This is a genomic window from Pedococcus sp. P2_E2 (genome assembly GCF_056403955.1).
The window spans coordinates 231,974-249,391 of sequence record NZ_JBFUEM010000005.1; the positions used below are offsets into that span (position 1 = coordinate 231,974).

A 17,418-nucleotide genomic window follows, 5' to 3' on the forward strand; every position below is an offset into this window, starting at 1 on the left:
GGACGTCGGCGGCGGTCAACACCTGCAGGACGCGGGCACCCGCGCCGGCACACGGAAGGAGCACGTCATGCCACGCCAGTACGTCTGCCTGTGGTTCGACCGACAGGCCCAGGACGCCGCGGAGTTCTACACGTCGGTGTTCCCCAACTCGACCATCGGCACGATCGCCCGCTATCCGGAGGGGAGTGGTGATCGCGCCGGTGAGGTGCTGACGGTGGGCTTCGAGCTCGACGGGGTGCCCTACGTGGCGCTGAACGGCGGGCCACAGTTCACCTTCGACGAGGCGGTCTCGATCACGATCGACTGCAAGGACCAGGCCGAGATCGACCAGTACTGGGAGGCCCTGACCGCCGACGGCGGCGAGGAAGGTCCCTGCGGCTGGCTGAAGGACCGGTTCGGCCTGTCCTGGCAGGTCGTGCCGGAGAACTGGGACGAGATCGCCAGTGGCGACCCCGACCGTGCCGCCAAGGTCTTCGCCGCGATGATGACGATGCACAAGCTCGACATCGCCGCCCTCGAAGCGGCCGGCAACGCCTGACGGTCGGTCGGCAACGACCGGCCGAGGGTCGGTCGACAACGACCKGCCAACCCTCCCACCTGCACCGATGCCGCGCCCGCAAAAAGGGTGTGTGGGCTGTCAGTACGCAGGTCTAGGATTTTTCCTGCGTCACGCACCGTTGCGGGGGAAGCGCGACGACTCACATCCGTTCCCGAGAGGACCCCCAGTGTCTGCACCTGCCACGACACCTGTCGTCTACCCCGAGAAGATCGACGCCGCCGTCCTGAAGGTCGCTGGCGTCGTCGTCCTCGGGGCCATCATGTCGATCCTCGACATCACCGTCGTCAACGTCGCGCTGCGCACCTTCCAGACGGCCTTCGGCGGCGAGCCACTCGCGTACTCCACCGTCGCGTGGACGGTGACCGGCTACACCCTTGCGCTCGCGACGGTGATCCCGCTGTCCGGCTGGGCGGCCGACCGCTTCGGCACCAAGCGCCTCTACATGCTCGCGATCCTGCTGTTCACCCTCGGCTCGGTCCTGTGCGCTGCGGCGACGTCGATCGGCATGTTGATCGGCTTCCGCGTCCTCCAGGGCCTCGGCGGCGGGATGCTGATGCCGCTCGGCATGACGATCATGACCCGCGCCGCCGGCCCCGCCCGGATGGGCCGCCTGATGGCCATCCTCGGCGTGCCGATGCTGCTCGGCCCGATCTTCGGCCCCATCCTCGGTGGCTGGCTGATCGACCACTTCAGCTGGCACTACATCTTCCTGATCAATGCCCCGATCGGGCTCGTTGCCCTGGTCTACGCAGGGCTCGCGCTGGCCAAGGACAACCCCCAGCCGTCCGAGTCGTTCGACTTCGTCGGCATGCTGATGATGAGCCCCGGGTTGGCACTCTTCCTCTACGGCGTCTCGTCCATCCCCGGTGAGGGCGGCATCGGCCACGCCAAGGTGCTGGTCCCGGGCTTCGTCGGGTTGGCCCTGATGGTCGCGTTCGTGCTCTACAGCTTCCGGCCCAAGCACCCGCTGCTCGACCTTCGACTGTTCAAGAACCGCAACCTCACGGTCTCGGTCATCACGATGTTCATCTTCGCGGCGTCGTTCTTCGGCGGCCTGCTGCTCGTGCCCCAGTTCCTCCAGCAGGTCCAGGGCGAGACACCGCTGAACGCAGGCTGGCTGGTCGCCCCGCAGGGCGTCGGCGCCATGCTGACCATGCCGATCGCCGGCACCCTGGTCGACAAGTTCCCGGTCGGGCGGATCGTGCCGTTCGGACTGGTGCTCATCATCGGCGGCATGTTCGCGCTGACCCAGATCGAGGCGGACTCCTCACACTGGGGCTTCCTCATCCCGGTGCTGTTCGTCATGGGGCTGGGCATGGGCGGCACGATGATGCCGATCTTCACCACTGCGCTCAAGACGCTCACCCACCACGAGGTCGCGCGAGGGTCGACGCTGCTCAACATCACCCAGCAGATCGCCAGCTCCGTCGGCGTGGCCCTGTTCTCGGTGGTCCTGACCAACGCCCTCAAGGACAACCCGCCGTCCAGCCCAGCGCAGGCACCGGTCGCGGCTGCGAGCGCGTTCGCCCACACCTACTGGTGGGCGGCGATCCTGGTGAGCCTGACGCTGATCCCGGCGTACTTCCTGCCGCGCAAGCAGGAGAAGTCGCACCTGCTCGACGAACAAGGAGTGCCGCCTGTGGTGGTCCACTGACGAGGCCCCACGCCCTCGTCGCGGGCCTGCGACCTCCACGACATCGGCGTCCGACCCACGGGTCGGGCGCCGATGCGCGTGCCCTGTCGGAAGCTGCTCGGAGCCAGTAGGTTCAGCCTGTGGCAGTCGACCCAGAGCCGTCCCCGTGGTGGCGCTCCGCTGTGATGTACCAGGTCTACCCGCGCAGCTTCGCCGACGGGAACGGCGACGGGGAGGGCGACCTGCAGGGCCTGCGGGCCAAGCTTCCCTACCTCGCCGACCTCGGGGTCGACGGGCTCTGGATCTCGCCGTGGTTTCCCTCGCCGATGGCTGACGGAGGCTACGACGTCAGCGACTTCCGCGGCATACACCCGATGTTCGGGTCCCTCGAGGACGCAGACGCCGTCCTGAGCGAGGCCCGCGCCCTCGGCCTGCGGGTCATCATCGACCTCGTCCCCAACCACACGTCCGACCAGCACCCGTGGTTCCTCGCGGCCCTCGCGGCCGGGTCGGGGTCGCCGGAGCGCGCGCGCTACTTCTTCCGCGACGGCCGAGGTGCCGATGGAGGCGAGCCCCCCAACAACTGGATCAGCGCGTTCGGCGGGCCGGCCTGGACGCGGATCGTCGAGCCGGACGGTTCGCCGGGGCAGTGGTACCTCCACCTGTTCGCCCCCGAACAGCCCGACCTCGACTGGAGCAACGAGGCAGTGCTGGACGACTTCGACGACGTGCTGCGGTTCTGGTTCGACCGCGGGGTCGACGGACTGCGCATCGACGCTGCGCCCGCCATGTCCAAGAAGGCAGGGCTGCCGGACGCCGACTACGGCGGGGTGCTGCAGTTCCGCACCGTCGACTGGGACGACAACCCGCACTGGGACGTCGACACGGTGCACGACATCTTCCGGCGGTGGCGGGCTATCGCCGACACCTACGACGGTGACCGCGCGTTCGTCGCCGAGGCCGTCGTCAGCACGCCGGAGCGGCTGGCCGCCTACCTGCGCCCCGACGAGATGCACACCGCCTTCAACTTCCCCTACCTCAAGGGGCCGTGGGAGGCCGGGCCGCTGCGCCAGGTCATCGACGACACGCTGTCGTCGTTCGCGCCGCTGGGCGTGCCTTCCACGTGGGTGCTGACCAGCCACGACGAGATCCGTCCGGTCACCCGCTACGGCCGGCCGACGACAAGCTCGTACTTCATCAGCGACGGTGAGGGCGAGGTGTCCGACCTGGCGCTGGGGACGCGGCGTGCACGGGCAGCCGCGATGCTGATGCTCGCGCTGCCGGGTGGTGCCTACATCTACCAGGGAGAGGAGCTCGGCCTGCCCAACGTCGACGACCTGCCCGACGAGGTGCTCCAGGATCCGATGTTCCTGCGCAGCGGCGGCGAGATGCGCGGACGAGACGGCTGCAGGGTGCCGTTGCCATGGAGCGGGCAGGAGCCTCCCTTCGGATTCTCCCCCGACGGCGTCACGCCATGGCTGCCGCAGCCGCAGTCGTGGAGAGAGCTCACCGTCGAGGCGCAGGATGGCGACCCGGCATCGATGCTGGCGCTCTACCGCCAAGCCTTGCGACTGCGCCGCGACACCGGAGGGCTCGATGGCGAGGAGCTCGCGTGGCGCGAGTCGGCACCTGACGTCCTCGACTTCGAGCGTGGTGAGGCGCTGCGCTGCGTCGCCAACCTCTCAGGCATTCCGGTCGAGCTGCCCGTGGACCGCGTGCTGCTGTCGAGCATCCCTCTCGAGGACGGGCTGCTTCCCACCGACGCGACGGCCTGGCTCCGCCCCTAGACCCACTTCTGGCCCACTGTTAGTCGGGACACGGTCGGCGTCCGGCCCCGTCGAGCCGACGACCTAGGCGGGCGTCCCGGCGATGTTGACCATCCAGCCGATGCCGAACTGGTCGGTGCACATGCCGAACTCGTCGCCCCACATCTGCTTCTCCAGCGGCACCGAGACCGTGCCGTCGGCCGACAGCTTGTCCCAGTAGCCACGCAACTCGTCGCCGTCGTCGCCCTCGCCGGAGAGGCTGACCGAGATGCTGGTGCCGGGGGTGTAGTCCATGCCGGGCGGGGTGTCGGCGGCCATGATGGTGAAGCCGGCGGGGGTCTTGAGGTTGCCGTGCATGATGCCGTCGGCACCGGGCTGGCTGGGGTCGCCGTACTCCCCGAAGGTGCTCACCGTCAGCTCACCGCCGAAGGTCTCCTGGTAGAACTCCAACGCCTGCCGGGCGTTGTCCTGGAACGAGATGTAGGGGTTGAGGATCGAGGCCATGACGCGCTCCTGCGTGAGAAGGGAGGGATGCTTCGCAGACTAGCCCCGGCAGGTGACAGCGTCAGGTGTCGGCAGGAGGCGCTGGACGACGCCCGCTCGACCGCCGCCCCCCTCGTCCAAATGACCGATGACAGGATCGAGCGGGCGAGGACAATCCGAAACATGGCTACGGGGAGCCGACCGCCCGTCGTCCGCCCCATCGGGCGGCAACCACAGGCACCCGCACGGCCGGGGCAGCAGCTGAGGGGGCGATGACGGTGGACACGACGGGAACCGTGACCGGAAACGTGCTGAGCGTGCGCGACGCCGTGGCGGTCCAGACGAGCTTCGTGGCCCTGCGACGAACGGTCGACGTCGTGCAGTCCGACTGCAAGGAGGTCGCCGAGACGCTCGAGGCGCTGGAAGCTGCCCTGGGGGTGGTGACCCATGGCGGCGGCCCCAGCGGGGGCGGCGGCCAGTCCCTGGCCGGGTTCGGCCTGATCGGCCTCCCGATCGCGGGGGCGCTGCGTGCCGTCAAGGTACTGGCCAGCCAGTACGTCAAGCAGCAGACCGGGGTGCCGCTCAGCACCTGGACCGACTTCGTCACCTCAGCCTCCACCGAGTTCCAGGGCTACCTTGCCGAGCTGGACCGCGTCAGCGACCTCGCGGAGAAGCAGCGGCAGACCCGGGAGGGCGTGATCGACGCCACGCGGGTCCGCAAGGACCTCAAGGTCCTGGACGACATCCGGTGGCGCACCGCGGCGTGGAAGGCTGTGCTCGGCCGCGTGGCGCAGCTCGGACAGGTCGTCGACGCGATCCTGCAGGTCGACCTCGGTGCCGTGGAGCCCGAGTCCGCCGAGACCGATCGGCCGGACGCGCCCTCAGGCTTCTCGGGCACGCTGCAACGGCGCCTCAAGGACGTGCAGCACCGCACGACCGATCGCTCCGGTGACCTGCGGGAATGGGTGTTGCACCCGTTCCTCGAGGTGCGCGACAAGGCCCGGCTGCTGCCCGGCCAGGTGGCCCGGCTGTCGCACGAGGTGGGTCAGCTCGAGCTGTTCCTCGAGCTGGAGATGGCCGAGCTGCGCAGCCTGGCCGGCCAGGTGCCCGCGGAAGACGCACGGATCGTGCAGCTGAGGGTGGCCGCCTCGGTCCTGCTGCCGGAGCTGGTCCACGACCTCGGCGAGGCCCGGGCGCAGGTACAGGCGATCGAGGGCTACCAGCGCCGGCTGGACGCGGCCCGGACGGAGGGCACGGTCGGGGCGCTGGCCCACGAGCGGTTGACCCACGAGTACCACCGGGAGCTCGAGGAGGCGCGAAGTCGGCTGTCCGAGCTCGAGGCCCGAGCCGGCCAGTGGCGGCGCGAGGGGCCCGAGATCCTCCAGGCCTGCGTCGAGTGGACGAGCGCCGAGCTCGACGTGCTGGCCGCCCGCCGGTTGGCCGAGGAGGGCGACAAGAGCGCCGAACGGCGTGCCCTGCTCGAACGTGAGCGCGACCGCCTGGGCGAGGCCCGAGCGCTGTTGGACCGGCTCTGAGCGGACAACCGCCTCGGCTCAGACGGCGCGGAGCTTCTCCAGCCTGGTCCGCAGGGCGGCTTCGCGGTGCGCGTTGCCGTGGAGGGCGAGGTAGCGCGAGCCGTAGACCGCGAGCAGCGCGTCGTCCAGGCGGCGGACCACGCCGGCCGGGTAGCGGTAACCCATCCGGGCGTTGATGCCCTCCAGGTCGATCGACGACAGCAGGCCGGACAGCTCGTCGAGCGAGGTGATGCCGAGCTCGAGCAGCAGCCCCGAGATCCAGGCGTAGTGGTCGGTGCGCGACCAGCCGGCCTCCTGGAACTGGCCGGCGAGGAAGGTCGCGAGGTCCGACGCGCTGATCCGCGGGTCGTCCTCGTCCGCCGTCAGCCGCTGGCCGCCCATCGTCACCTGAAGGGTGTCGCGGATCTCGGAGAACTCCCGGTCGGCGAGCTCCAGCAGCCCCGCGGCCAGCGTGAACCGGCGATCGAGGTCGGGCACGTGCTCCGCGGGGATCGTGCCCTTGTAGCGCACGTCGTGCTCGAACTCCGCCCACGCGTGCTGGAGGATCGTGCGCACCTGCACCGAGGCGCTGCGCCCCTTCAGCACCTCGTATGCCGCGGGCACGCCCTTCACGGGGTCCGCCGCCACGAGAAGGTGGCGGCTGGAGTAGCCGAACCGGCCCTGCCGGGCCGTCTCGCGTCCCATGTCGCGGTCGTCGAGGACGCTGAACGCGTCGGACAGCAGCCCGGCCACCGCGTCGACGTCGCCGTGCAGGTAGGTCACGACCCGCACGCCGATCTGGTCGGTGATCTCGGTCAGCGGATCGGCGTACTCGGGTTCGCCGTCGACGGTGCGCGAGGCCTTGGCGGCGAAGGAGGCCACGGACTTGGTGCGTCCCGTGACGCTGACGTAGTTGATGCCGGCGTCGTCGAGCAGCGAGGTGACGAGCGAGACGAACTGCTCGGTGGGTACGCGCAGCTCGGGCTGCATCGCGGCATACCTCTGCACCGCGTCGTGCACGGTCGTCGGTTCGGGCGGTGCGGCCTCAGTGCTCACGCTGCACAGGCTATGCGTTCCCGGCGTGGCCGTGCCCTGGCAGGCGCCGCAGGCGCTCTACTGGCCGGTCCGGCCGTCGATCCGCTCGCGGATGAGGTCGGCGTGACCACAGTGCCGGGCGTACTCCTCGATCAGGTGGACGAGCAGCTCTCGCAACGAGATCGGGTCGCGGGTGGGGTGGGTGCTCATCAGCTCGAGGGACTCGGCTGCGTCGACGAACGCCTCGGCGTGGGCGACCTCCTCGCGCCAGGACCGCCAGGCCTCGGCAACCACCTCGTCGTCCGCCACGGCCCCGTCGAAGTCGGCGTCGCGGTCGTCGTCCTTGCCCCACAGCCGCGGCACGACCTCGCCGGCCATCGTGATCCGGAACCAGGTGTGCTCGACCGCAGCCAGGTGCCGGAGCAGCCCCAGCAGGGACATGGTGGACGGCTCGACCGACCGTCGGGCCATCTGCTCGGCGTCGAGGCCGTCGCACTTCATCTCGAAGGTCATCCGGAAGTGCCGCAGGTAGTCGACCAGGACGCTGCGTTCGTCGCTCGCCGACGTGCCCGCCGTCGTGCCGGCCGACGTGCCCGCCGCCTCGCGGGGGTCGTCCTCGGGGTCGACCCACATGTCCGGGTACTTCTGCGCCTTCGACGTCATGGGCTCGATCATGTCCGGCCCGGTCAGGCCGCACCAACTCGATTACTGGCTCGGCCGGCGCCACGTCGGCGTTCGCGATGCAGGTCCCACAGGTGGTTCGCGCTGGGAGGCGGCCGGGTTACCCTCGGTGACCATGCGGCACACGGTCTGGTTGGCAGTGGCCTGCCTCGCGCTCGGCGCGTGCGCGGGCACCGAGGATGCGCCGCGCGCGGCCACCACGAGTTCCGCCAGCACGACGTCCGCCAGCACGACGTCGTCCTCGACGAGCAGCACGACCACGAGCTCCACGACGACCACGGCGACCCGGGCCGCTCCGAAGACCAAGGCACCCGCGGTGAAGCCACCCCGGTCGACCAAGCCGTCCTCCCCTGCACCGTCGGGCGCGCTGCGGACCAGCCTCGCGGGGGACCCCAACGACGCCTTCGCGTTCGCCCCGCTCAGCAACCCGGGCAAGATCACCGTCGAGGGGTCGGTGTCAAGCTACAAGGCGTGGTCGACGTCCAAGGTGCTGGTGGTCGCCGCCTTCCTCGACACCGTGTGCGACGGCGACCCGGCCAGGGCCACCGCGCAGCAGAAGCGCTGGGTGACCGCCGCCCTCACCGCCTCCGACGCGAACGCGGTCGTCGCCCTGCGTGACGCGATCCCGGGAAGCCCCGGCGCAGCCATCACCAGGGTCCTGCGGTCGATCGGCGACACCCGGACCGTGGCCCCCGACACCTCCCAGGGCGGGATGCTGTGGACCATCCGCGAACAGGTCCGGTTCATGGCCGCCCTCAGCGCGGGGCGAGTGGTGTCCAAGGCTGCGAGCGCCTACCTGCTGTCGTCGATGCGACCGATCTCCGCGCACCGGTGGGGCCTGGGGACCATCGGCGCCGGCCCGTTCAAGGGAGGCTGGTTGCGGAGCAACACGGTCACCCGCCAGGTGGGGATCGTCGACGGGTATGCCGTCGCGATCATCACCGACGCGCAGGGCCCGGCGGTGCTCCAGAGCGACGGTGACTCGGCCCACGTCGCGCAGATGAACTACCTCGCGAAGATCCTGAAGCGGCGGCTGGCGCTGGAGTCCGGCCGAGGCTGATGGGCGACATCGTGCTGTCCCGCGCCGAGGCGCGACGCATCGCGGTGCGGGCGCAGCTGCTCGACGCACCGCGGCCCACAGACCTGCTCGACGTGGTGCGGCGCCTGGGGGCGGTCCAGGTCGACCTGACGGCGGCGGTCGCGCCCAGCGCGGACCTGGTGTGCTGGAGCCGCCTCGGCGGTCGCTACGCCGTGGGCGACCTCGACGAGCTGTTCCAGGAGCGGGCGGTGGTCGAGCTGAGGGGGTTCCTGCGCCCAGCGGAGGACATCTCCCTCTACCGCGCGGAGATGGCCCAGTGGCCTGGCCCCGAACCGCTTCGCGACTGGCAGATGGACGTCGCCGAGTGGGTGTCGGCCAACGACGACTGCCGCCTCGACATCCTCGAGCAGCTCGCGTCCGAGGCACCCCTCGCGGCGCGACACCTGCCCGACTCGTGCGTCGTGCCGTGGCGGTCGACCGGCTGGACCAACAACAAGAACACCCAGCGCATGCTCGACTTCATGGAGGCCCGGGGCGAGGTGGCCGTGGCCAGCCGCGAGGGGCGCGAACGGCAGTGGGACCTGGCCAGGCGGGTCTTCCCCGACACCAGGGCCGTGCCCGTGGACGAGGCCCTTGGGGAGCGCGCCCGGCGGCGACTGGCCGCACTCGGGCTGGCCCGCGAGAAGGCAGTCGAGGTCTCCGGGGAGCCGAACGACGTGGGCCAGGTCGGCGAGGTGGTCTTCGTGGAGGGTCTGCGTGGGCCCTGGCGGGTCGACCCTTGGCAGCTGGAGCGCCTCGACGAGCCGTTCGCCGGACGCACTGTGCTGTTGTCCCCACTGGACCGGCTGGTGTTCGACCGCAAGCGGATGACCGAGCTCTTCGAGTTCGAGTACCAGCTCGAGATGTACAAGCCGGCTGCCAAACGCCGGTGGGGCTACTGGGCGCTGCCGATCCTGCACGCCGACCGGCTGGTCGGCAAGGTCGACGCCACCGCCGACCTGGCGGCGGGGGTGTTGCGGGTCGCTGCGGTCCACGAGGACGAACCGTTCCCTGCCGGGCTCCGGTCCGCTGTCGGCGCCGAGATCGAGGACCTGGCGGACTGGCTCGGCCTGGTCGTCGCCCGCTGAGGTCGCTGAAGTCGCTGAGGTCGCTGAAGTCCGCAGGCTCAGGCACGCTCGCGCAACGAGGCGCCGACGGCATGCAGGTGGCGAACGACGTCCGCGTACGAGGAGGGCGCAGAGGCCTCGACGTAGGGAACGCCGTTGCGGTCGCAGAACGAGCGCACGATCACCTGCGCCCGGGGAAGGTTCGCCCGCGGCATACTCGGGAAGAGGTGGTGCTCGATCTGGTAGTTCAACCCGCCCAGGGCCCAGTCGACCACCGGGCCACCGCGGATGTTGCGGGACGTGAGCACCTGGCGCAGGAACGGGTCCGCCTCGTCGGCCCTGGAGAGCACGGGCATTCCCTTGTGGTTGGGGGCGAACGACACGCCGAGGTAGAGACCGCGAAGCCCCTGGTGGACGGTGACGAAGACCAGACCCTGCACCCACGTCATGGTGGCCGCCACGAGTGAGACGTAGGCCAGCGTGTGGCAGCCGATCAGGAGGATCTCGGTCGTCCGGTAACGGGAACCCGGGCGGACCAGCGTGCGGAGGCCGGCGACATAGAGGTTCGCGGCCTCGAAGGTGAGCATGGGGAAGAAGAGCCACGCCTGGTACCTCGTGACCGTCGCGGCCAGCCCCCGGCGTCCGACCGCCTGGCTGACGTCGAACACGAGGGCTCCGGCACGCACGTCGGGGTCGGTGTCGAGGTCGTTCGGGTGCGCGTGGTGCGCGTTGTGCTTGTCGACCCACCACCCGTAGCTGAGTCCACTGAGCAGGTTGGCGTGGAGCAGACCGAGCAGGGTGGCCGTCCTGGCCCTGCGCGAGACCTGACGGTGCGCGATGTCGTGACCGAGGAACCCGATCTGCACCGACACCACCGCCAGCACCGCCGCCCACGCGATCAGCCACCACGAGTTGCGCCAGAGCACCATCGCGGCCACCACGGTGAGGAGGCCGAGGAGGTTGAACGCGAAGTGGCCGGCGTAGGACCCGAGCCGCCGATCCATCAGTCCTGCGGCGCGCACGGCCGCATTCACGTCCGCGTACAGCCGTCGAGGGGCGTCCGCCGTCGAGGACACGGGACTGGGAAGGGTGCTCATGACGGACTCCCGGTGGTGATGCGCCGTGGTGGTACGCCACCGGGTCCGGGGCAGCCTTGCTCGTCGAGTCTACGCGCGAAGCGGCGACCTGGCGCTGGCGCTTGTCTACGATCGCCGGATGGCGTCCGGCATCGCGAAACTGACCCCCGACCAGCGGACGCTGCTCCACCGGTTGCTACCCGGCGCGGTCGTCGAGCGCGACCACAGCTGGGGTCTGGTCGACCGTGTCGTGCTGGAGGTTACCCACGAGGCGCACCGGTTCATCGTCAAGGCCGGAGGGCCGGACGACCACCACATGACTCGCGAGCTGCACGCACACCTGCACTGGTTGGAGCCCTGGACGTCTCGCGGCCGGGCACCGATACTCATTCACCACGACGCGGCCGCGAACCTCCTTGTGACCCACTTCCTGCCCGGCCAACTGGTCGAGGGAACGGACAGCGCCCGCGACCCCGCGGCATACCGGCAGGCCGGTGAGCTGCTCGCCCTGCTGCACTCGCAGTCGTCCGTGAGCGACTGGGGGTACGAGGCGGCGGAGAACGCGAAGTCGCTTGCCTGGCTCGACAAACCGCATCGGATCGCCCCAGACGTGGAGAGGGCGCTGCGAAACGAGATAGCGACGTGGCCGGAGGCGCCCGCGGTGCTCGTGCCAACCCACGGCGACTGGCAGCCGCGCAACTGGATCGTGCACGAGGGGCTGGTCAGCGTCATCGACTTCGGCCGGGCTGCCTTGCGGCCTGCCATGTCGGACTTCACGCGCATGGCGGCGCGGGAGTTCCGCGGGGACGCTGCCCTCGAGGCGGCGTTCCTGGAGGGTTACGGCCGCGATCCACGCGAGGCGGCCGGGTGGCGTCGCAACCGGGTCCGGGAGGCGGTCGGCACCGCAGTGTGGGCGCACCAGGTCGGCGACGCGGAGTTCGAGGAGCACGGCCACCAGATGATCGCGGACGCCCTTGCCGAGACGGGCGAGAGCCCAGCCGCGACTGTCAGCGGGCGGCGCTGAACCCATCGAGAGCCGAGTTCCTCAGAAGGGGTACGCCTGCAGACCCGTCACCAGCCGGTCGACGTCCTCGTCCGTCGTGTAGGACGCGACGCCCAGGCGGAGACCGCCGGCGTCCCCGAGCCCCAGGACCCGGGACGCCTCGACCGCGTAGAAGTTCCCGGCAGGGGCGTTGACTCCCCGATCGGACAGGTGGCGGGACAGCGCCGTGCTGTCCTGGCCCTCGAACGTCACGAGGATGGTCGGGGTGCGGTGGTCAGCCCGCGAGTGCAGGGTCGCGCCGGGGAGCGCCGACACCTCGGTCTCCAGACGTTCGCGCAGGCCCAGCTCGTGCCGGCTCACAGCTGCCATCGAGCCGGCGAGCCGCTCGCGCCGACTGCCGTCACCGGGCACGATCCCCGCCAGCACGTCGACGGCCGCAGTCACTCCGGCCAACAGTTCGTAAGGCAGCGTCCCGAGCTCGAACCGCTCGGGAACGGCGTCGGAGGAGGGCAGGAGCTTGTCGGGGTGAAGCGTCTCCAGCAGTTCCGGGGTCGACGCCAGGGCGCCGCAGTGCGGGCCGAAGAACTTGTAGGGCGAGCAGGCCACGAAGTCGGCGCCCATGGCCGCCCGGTCGATCAGCCCGTGGGGGGCCAGGTGCACGGCGTCCACGTAGAGCAGGGCTCCAGCGCCATGGGCGATGTCGGCGATCTCCGGAAGGGCGGGCCTGGTTCCGATCAGGTTGGACGCGGCAGTGACGGCGACGAGCCGGGTCCGGTCGCCGACCACCTCGGCGAAGGCCGCAGGATCGAGGTCACCGGTGCCCGGGTCGAACTCTGCCCAGCGCACCGTCGCACCGACCGCCTCGGCGGCCAGTACCCACGGGCGGATGTTCGCGTCGTGGTCGAGCCGACTGACGACCACCTCGTCACCCGGACCCCAGCCGCGGGACAGGGTCCGCGCCATCTCGAAGGTGAGCGCCGTCATGCTGCGGCCGAAGACCACTGCAGTCGGGTCCGCGCCAAGCAGGTCCCCCACCGCGGTCCGGGCATCGCGCACCGCAGCGTCGGAGTTGCGCTCCGCGTGGGTGACTGCGCCCCTGGTCGAGATGGGGGAGGTCAGCTGGCGGGCAATGGCATCGGCCACCGCCTGCGGGGTCTGCGAGCCACCTGGTCCGTCGAAGTGCGCCGCTCCTCCCCGCAGCGCGGGGAACTGGCCGCGCAGAGCCTCGACGTCGAACGAGGCCTCGGCAGCGAGCGAGGCCTCCGCAGCGAGCGGGGGGGAGTTCGGCTGGGACTCGGTCGGCGGCATACCTTGCACTGTGCCATCCCGCGCTCGGGCCGACTCCGGCACACCCTGATCGAAGGTTCGGCGCGAGTCGTGGCACGCTGGCGCACGGCGCACGGCGCACGGCAGACACGACCGAACGGCGGTGAGCAGACATGGCGGGCGAGGCGAGCGCGCACGACCTGTCCCTCGAGCTGTCCAAGCAGGCGGCCGCCCTGGCCACGAGGCTCGATGCACCTGCGGCCGCAGCGGCGAGGTTCACGGCGGTCGAGCCCGCCGCGAGCGGAGAGGTGGCGGAGGCAGTGGCGGAGGCAGTGGCGGCGATCGCGACCACGCTGCGACGCCTCGGCGACGCGCTCGGGGTGGAGGTGGGCGACCTCGCCACGCGGCCTACCGATCCGGAGACGAAGCCACCCGGCGGGCCGACGCCGGCGCCGCGCGTGGAGGTGACCGTGCCCGTGCTCGGCGTCGACGCGTGCAAGGCCGGCTGGGTGGGCGCCATCCTCGAGCCCGGCGCGCCGCGGCCGCGCATCGCCGTCGCGGCCACCATCGCCGCGCTGGTGGAGATGGTGCGCCAGACCCTCGACCTCCAGGCGGTGGCGATCGACATCCCCATCGGCCTTCCCGACGACAGCACCCGTCAGGCGGACGTCCTGGCGCGAAAAGCGTTGAAGGGCAAGGCTTCCTCGGTCTTCACCACGCTGACCCGGGCGGCCTACGAGCAGGGTTCGCGGGAAGCCGCGGACGCGGTCAACCGCACCAGGTCCGGTCAGGGAGTGGGCGCCCACGCCTTCGGGTTGCGCGACAAGATCCTCGAAGTCGACGCCTGGGTGCGCAGCCGACCGACCGTGGCCGTCTTCGAGGTGCACCCTGAGCTGAGCTTCGCCGTCATGGCCGGCGCACCGCTGATCGCCGCGAAGAAGACCGACGAGGGACGCTCGGCCCGGCTGGCGGCCCTTGCCTCCGCGGGCATCGCGTCACCGTCAGTGCTCAAGGGCGACGGGTATGCCGCGGACGACGTCCTCGACGCGTGTGCCGCCGCGTGGACGGCGGCCCGTCGCACGACCGGACTCGCACGTTCGCTCCCGGAGCCGCCCGAGACCTTCTCCGACGGCATACCCGCAGCGATCTGGGTCTGACGCCCCCGGCGGGGTGGGCCGGTCAGAAGCCGTCGCGGGCCATGTTAGCGAAGCGCGAGTAGTGGCCCTGGAAGGCCAGCACGATGTCCTTGGTCGGACCGTTACGGTGCTTGGCCACGATCACGTCGGCCTCACCCTCGCGGCCCGGGTCGGCCTTGTCGCGGTGGAGCAGGATCACCATGTCCGCGTCTTGCTCGATCGATCCACTTTCTCTCAGGTCGGACATCTGCGGGCGCTTGTCGGTGCGCTGCTCGGGACCACGGTTCAGCTGGCTGATCGCGATCACCGGCACCTCGAGCTCCTTGGCGAGCAGCTTGAGCGCACGCGAGAACTCCGACACCTCCTGCTGGCGCGACTCGACCTTCTTGCCCGAGCTCATCAGCTGGAGGTAGTCGATCACGACCAGCTTGAGGTTGTGCTGCTGTTTGAGCCGGCGGCACTTGGCCCGGATCTCCATCAGTGACATGTTCGGCGAATCGTCGATGAACAAGGGCGAATCCGAGATCTGACCCATGATGCGCGCGAGCTTTTTCCAGCCCGCATCACCGATCGTGCCCTTGCGCAGGTCCTGCAGCTGGATCTGCGCCTCGGCCGAGAGCACACGCATGGTGATCTCTGACCGGCTCATCTCGAGCGAGAAGACGGCGGTCGCCATCTTGTGCTTGATGGCAGCCGACCGGGCGATGTCCAGGCCCATCGTCGACTTTCCGACGGCCGGCCGGGCAGCGAGGACGATCATCTGGCCAGGGTGCAGGCCGTGGGTGAGCTCGTCGAGCTCGATGAAGCCGGTCGGCACGCCGAGCATCTCGCTGGCGTCGCGCCCCGCGGCCACCTCGATCTCGTTGAGCGTCTCCTCGAGGATGTCACCGAGCGCGTGGTAGTCCTCACCGCCGCGCTTGTCGGCCACCGCGTAGACCTCGGCCTGGGCGGCGTTGACGATGTCCTCGACGTCGCCGTTGCCCTGCTGGTAGCCGAGCTGCACGATGCGGGTGCCGGCCTCGACGAGGCGGCGCAGCACCGCCCGCTCACTGACGATCTCGGCGTAGTAGCCCGCGTTCGCAGCCGTCGGGACAGCCTGGATGAGGGTGTGCAGGTAGGCCTGGCCGCCGATCCGCTGCAGGTCACCGCGCTTGGACAGCTCGTCCGACACGGTGATCGCGTCGGCCGGCTCACCCCGCCCGTAGAGGTCGAGGATCGCGTCGTAGATCAGCTCGTGAGCGGGTCGGTAGAAGTCGGTGCCGCGCAGCCCCTCGACGCAGTCGGCGATCGCGTCCTTGGACAGCAGCATGCCGCCGAGGACGGACTGCTCGGCATGCAGGTCCTGAGGGGGAACGCGCTCGTCGCTCGGCGGCGGTCCGTCACCGCCGGTGCCGAACGCACTCGTGCTCAACTCCGCAAGAGACACCCGCGCAACTCCCCTGTCACTTCATTCGACGTGCACCGCATCCGCCATGCATTTCAAAGGTCACCGCACTCCACGGCACCACATCCGACGCCCACTGGCGGCGACTTCCACCGGTGTGATTCGAGTACACCAGTGCCCACCGACATCTCGCGTCTGCGACACCAGAACCATGTGACCCGGCACAACGTATGGCCGCCCGCCCCGCACCTCAAACCAGCCCTGTGGACAGGGTGGGGACAAGGTGTGCGCAACGCCCGACTTGCTTGTGCACAGTCGGGGGATAACCCTGTGGATTTCGCGACGCCTGGTCGCACAACCCGCCGCTGACCTGCAGGTTCGTGATCCACCGGGTGTGGACCCAGGAAATTTTCGGGCGTGTCCACGCTGTGGCTCGTCCACATGACGCGCGACACACTCGGCCGCCCCGACGTAGCCTGACCGCATGTGCCGAAACATCCGCCAGCTGCACAACTTCGAGCCCGCCGCCACCTCCGACGAGGTCCGCGCCGCGGCGCTCCAGTACGTCCGCAAGGTCAGCGGCAGCACCAAGCCCAGCGCCGCCAACCAGGCCGCCTTCGACGAGGCCGTCGCCGAGGTCGCGCACGCGACCCAGCACCTGCTCGAGCACCTCACCACGACGGCGCCGCCGAAGGACCGTGAGACCGAGGCGGCCAAGGCCAGGGCCCGCGCACAGGCGCGCTACGGCGCCGCCTGAGCCACGCTGACTGAGCCTCGCGCCGTGAGCCCCGCGGGGCGGGCTGTGGATATCTGCCGGGTGGTCCCGCTGTCGCTGTCATGGTGGGGACATGACGTCGCCACCACCTTCGCCGAGCCACCGCACACCGCCCGCTGCGGCCGGGGCGCCGCTGAACGACCCTTCGGACTGGTCGACCCGGTGGACGGACGAGGCGGAAGCCGAGGCAGCCACCACAGCCCGCGACGCGCGCGCACAGACCCTGGGTCGTCGGGCCCGTATCACCCACCTGGTCCTCGTCGACGGGCTGCCCGCCGACCACTGGGTGGAGGACGGCAGCGACGGCCGGTGGGAGCCCTCGGCGCGGCGTCGCCGCCCGGCGCTGACGATGGCGACCGACCACCTCGACCGCGAGCTGCGGTGGCTGGACTGCCTCGTCGGGGGTCGTCGCGCCTTGCTCGACCTCGACGACCGCCCACTGGTCACACGACCTCTCGACCTGCCTGAACTGCCCGTCGACCTGCTGGTCAGGGCGCACAGGATCAGTGCCGAGTGCGACCGCCTGGCTGTCGAGGCGTTCGGGCTCGAGGAGCTGGTGGCCGCTCTGCGGCACCTGCTCGCCGCAGCGCTGACCGCCGACCCCGGCATGCTGCTGCGCAGCACCCGTGACGACTCCGCGATGGGGGCACTCGTGTGGGCAGCCGCCCAGGCCAACGCACTGATCGGGCCGACGGGTCAGCTGCTGGCGCGCGACCTGTGGCCGCGACTGGGCGTCGCACCGTCCGCTGCCGGCCGCGGGGCGGCCCTGCTCGATCGGCTGGCACCCGGCGCCGACCTGGTCGTGGCACCACCGGGCGCGCCGCGGTTGCGGCCGACCGGCCTGCCCGGGGCCCTGCTCGGGTCCACCCGGGCCTTGCTCGTGGCGCGACGCGACGAGGCCCTTGCCACCGGCACGTGATCCCCGCGCGCTCCCCGCACGATCCCCGCCTTCCCCGCGCGAT

The 17,418-nt window shown here is 70.5% G+C and carries 17 protein-coding genes; 10 read left to right on the forward strand and 7 right to left on the reverse strand.

The genetic code is table 11. The annotated features are described in order from the left end of the window. Positions 1–67 precede the first annotated feature (67 nt). The 3 genes from AC1DWR_RS12425 to AC1DWR_RS12435 all read left to right on the forward strand — a co-directional run bounded on the left by AC1DWR_RS12425 (position 68) and on the right by AC1DWR_RS12435 (position 3,979). A complete protein-coding gene (locus AC1DWR_RS12425; protein ID WP_477624550.1) occupies positions 68–538 on the forward strand; it encodes a VOC family protein in 471 nt (156 codons plus the stop codon). 187 nt (positions 539–725) lie between these two features. Continuing rightward, positions 726–2,213, forward strand: coding sequence for a DHA2 family efflux MFS transporter permease subunit (locus AC1DWR_RS12430; protein ID WP_477614174.1), 1,488 nt, complete (start codon positions 726–728; stop codon positions 2,211–2,213). 164 nt (positions 2,214–2,377) lie between these two features. After that, complete coding sequence (locus tag AC1DWR_RS12435; RefSeq protein ID WP_477624624.1) at positions 2,378–3,979, forward strand: glycoside hydrolase family 13 protein; 1,602 nt, start codon at positions 2,378–2,380, stop codon at positions 3,977–3,979. Between the two features lie 63 nt (positions 3,980–4,042). Here AC1DWR_RS12435 and AC1DWR_RS12440 read toward each other — a convergent pair whose 3' ends face one another. Next, positions 4,043–4,462: a VOC family protein gene (locus AC1DWR_RS12440; protein WP_477614175.1), complete on the reverse strand. Its 420-nt coding sequence runs from the start codon at positions 4,460–4,462 to the stop codon at positions 4,043–4,045. 257 nt (positions 4,463–4,719) lie between these two features. On the opposite strand from AC1DWR_RS12440, the gene AC1DWR_RS12445 reads away from it, so the two are divergent. Further along, positions 4,720–5,976 (forward strand): hypothetical protein, encoded by a 1,257-nt coding sequence (locus AC1DWR_RS12445; protein WP_477624551.1) that lies wholly within the window; start codon positions 4,720–4,722, stop codon positions 5,974–5,976. 18 nt (positions 5,977–5,994) lie between these two features. Here AC1DWR_RS12445 and AC1DWR_RS12450 read toward each other — a convergent pair whose 3' ends face one another. From AC1DWR_RS12450 to AC1DWR_RS12460, 3 genes are read right to left on the reverse strand one after another with little or no spacing between them, the layout of a single operon-like run. Beyond that, positions 5,995–7,011, reverse strand: a complete 1,017-nt coding sequence (locus AC1DWR_RS12450) for a GTP pyrophosphokinase (protein ID WP_477614177.1) — start codon at positions 7,009–7,011, stop codon at positions 5,995–5,997. 57 nt (positions 7,012–7,068) lie between these two features. Beyond that, complete coding sequence (locus AC1DWR_RS12455; protein WP_477624552.1) at positions 7,069–7,653, reverse strand: DinB family protein; 585 nt, start codon at positions 7,651–7,653, stop codon at positions 7,069–7,071. Between the two features lie 42 nt (positions 7,654–7,695). After that, entirely contained in the window at positions 7,696–8,010 is a 315-nt protein-coding gene (locus tag AC1DWR_RS12460) for a hypothetical protein (RefSeq protein WP_477624553.1), read from the reverse strand. Between AC1DWR_RS12460 and AC1DWR_RS12465 the strand changes: the two genes are divergently transcribed. Further along, a complete protein-coding gene (locus tag AC1DWR_RS12465; RefSeq protein WP_477624554.1) occupies positions 7,988–8,731 on the forward strand; it encodes a serine hydrolase in 744 nt (247 codons plus the stop codon). The genes AC1DWR_RS12460 and AC1DWR_RS12465 overlap by 23 nt on opposite strands. Further along, positions 8,731–9,837: a DNA glycosylase AlkZ-like family protein gene (locus AC1DWR_RS12470; protein WP_477624555.1), complete on the forward strand. Its 1,107-nt coding sequence runs from the start codon at positions 8,731–8,733 to the stop codon at positions 9,835–9,837. Before AC1DWR_RS12465 ends, AC1DWR_RS12470 begins: the two co-directional genes overlap by 1 nt. 38 nt (positions 9,838–9,875) lie before the next feature. Here AC1DWR_RS12470 and AC1DWR_RS12475 read toward each other — a convergent pair whose 3' ends face one another. Beyond that, positions 9,876–10,913, reverse strand: coding sequence for a fatty acid desaturase family protein (locus tag AC1DWR_RS12475; protein ID WP_477614181.1), 1,038 nt, complete (start codon positions 10,911–10,913; stop codon positions 9,876–9,878). A gap of 118 nt (positions 10,914–11,031) precedes the next feature. Here AC1DWR_RS12475 and AC1DWR_RS12480 point away from each other — a divergent pair, with 118 nt between their 5' ends. Further along, positions 11,032–11,916: a phosphotransferase gene (locus tag AC1DWR_RS12480; RefSeq protein ID WP_477614182.1), complete on the forward strand. Its 885-nt coding sequence runs from the start codon at positions 11,032–11,034 to the stop codon at positions 11,914–11,916. Positions 11,917–11,937: 21 nt separating this feature from the next. Here the strand turns inward: AC1DWR_RS12480 and AC1DWR_RS12485 are convergent, their stop codons facing one another. Next, positions 11,938–13,203, reverse strand: coding sequence for a cysteine desulfurase-like protein (locus AC1DWR_RS12485; protein ID WP_477614183.1), 1,266 nt, complete (start codon positions 13,201–13,203; stop codon positions 11,938–11,940). 131 nt (positions 13,204–13,334) lie between these two features. On the opposite strand from AC1DWR_RS12485, the gene AC1DWR_RS12490 reads away from it, so the two are divergent. Continuing rightward, a complete protein-coding gene (locus AC1DWR_RS12490) occupies positions 13,335–14,318 on the forward strand; it encodes a DUF429 domain-containing protein (protein WP_477614184.1) in 984 nt (327 codons plus the stop codon). Positions 14,319–14,340: 22 nt separating this feature from the next. Here AC1DWR_RS12490 and dnaB read toward each other — a convergent pair whose 3' ends face one another. Then, a complete protein-coding gene (dnaB, locus tag AC1DWR_RS12495) occupies positions 14,341–15,708 on the reverse strand; it encodes a replicative DNA helicase (RefSeq protein WP_477614185.1) in 1,368 nt (455 codons plus the stop codon). A gap of 457 nt (positions 15,709–16,165) precedes the next feature. Here dnaB and AC1DWR_RS12500 point away from each other — a divergent pair, with 457 nt between their 5' ends. Then, on the forward strand, positions 16,166–16,438 hold the full coding sequence (locus AC1DWR_RS12500; protein ID WP_477614186.1) for a DUF2277 domain-containing protein: 273 nt from the start codon (positions 16,166–16,168) through the stop codon (positions 16,436–16,438). A gap of 91 nt (positions 16,439–16,529) precedes the next feature. Then, positions 16,530–17,375, forward strand: coding sequence for a hypothetical protein (locus tag AC1DWR_RS12505; RefSeq protein ID WP_477624556.1), 846 nt, complete (start codon positions 16,530–16,532; stop codon positions 17,373–17,375). The last annotated feature ends 43 nt before the right edge of the window (positions 17,376–17,418 follow it).

Bases quoted from the DNA above. Each gene is read 5' to 3' on its own strand.
- AC1DWR_RS12425 (WP_477624550.1), top strand. From the start codon at position 68: ATGCCACGCCAGTACGTCTGCCTGTGGTTCGACCGACAGGCCCAGGAC.
- AC1DWR_RS12435 (WP_477624624.1), top strand. From the start codon at position 2,378: ATGTACCAGGTCTACCCGCGCAGCTTCGCCGACGGGAACGGCGACGGG.
- AC1DWR_RS12440 (WP_477614175.1), bottom strand. From the start codon at position 4,462: ATGGCCTCGATCCTCAACCCCTACATCTCGTTCCAGGACAACGCCCGG.
- AC1DWR_RS12455 (WP_477624552.1), bottom strand. From the start codon at position 7,653: ATGACGTCGAAGGCGCAGAAGTACCCGGACATGTGGGTCGACCCCGAG.
- AC1DWR_RS12470 (WP_477624555.1), top strand. From the start codon at position 8,731: ATGGGCGACATCGTGCTGTCCCGCGCCGAGGCGCGACGCATCGCGGTG.
- AC1DWR_RS12475 (WP_477614181.1), bottom strand. From the start codon at position 10,913: ATGAGCACCCTTCCCAGTCCCGTGTCCTCGACGGCGGACGCCCCTCGA.
- AC1DWR_RS12480 (WP_477614182.1), top strand. From the start codon at position 11,032: ATGGCGTCCGGCATCGCGAAACTGACCCCCGACCAGCGGACGCTGCTC.
- AC1DWR_RS12485 (WP_477614183.1), bottom strand. From the start codon at position 13,203: ATGCCGCCGACCGAGTCCCAGCCGAACTCCCCCCCGCTCGCTGCGGAG.
- AC1DWR_RS12490 (WP_477614184.1), top strand. From the start codon at position 13,335: ATGGCGGGCGAGGCGAGCGCGCACGACCTGTCCCTCGAGCTGTCCAAG.
- AC1DWR_RS12500 (WP_477614186.1), top strand. From the start codon at position 16,166: ATGTGCCGAAACATCCGCCAGCTGCACAACTTCGAGCCCGCCGCCACC.
- AC1DWR_RS12505 (WP_477624556.1), top strand. From the start codon at position 16,530: ATGACGTCGCCACCACCTTCGCCGAGCCACCGCACACCGCCCGCTGCG.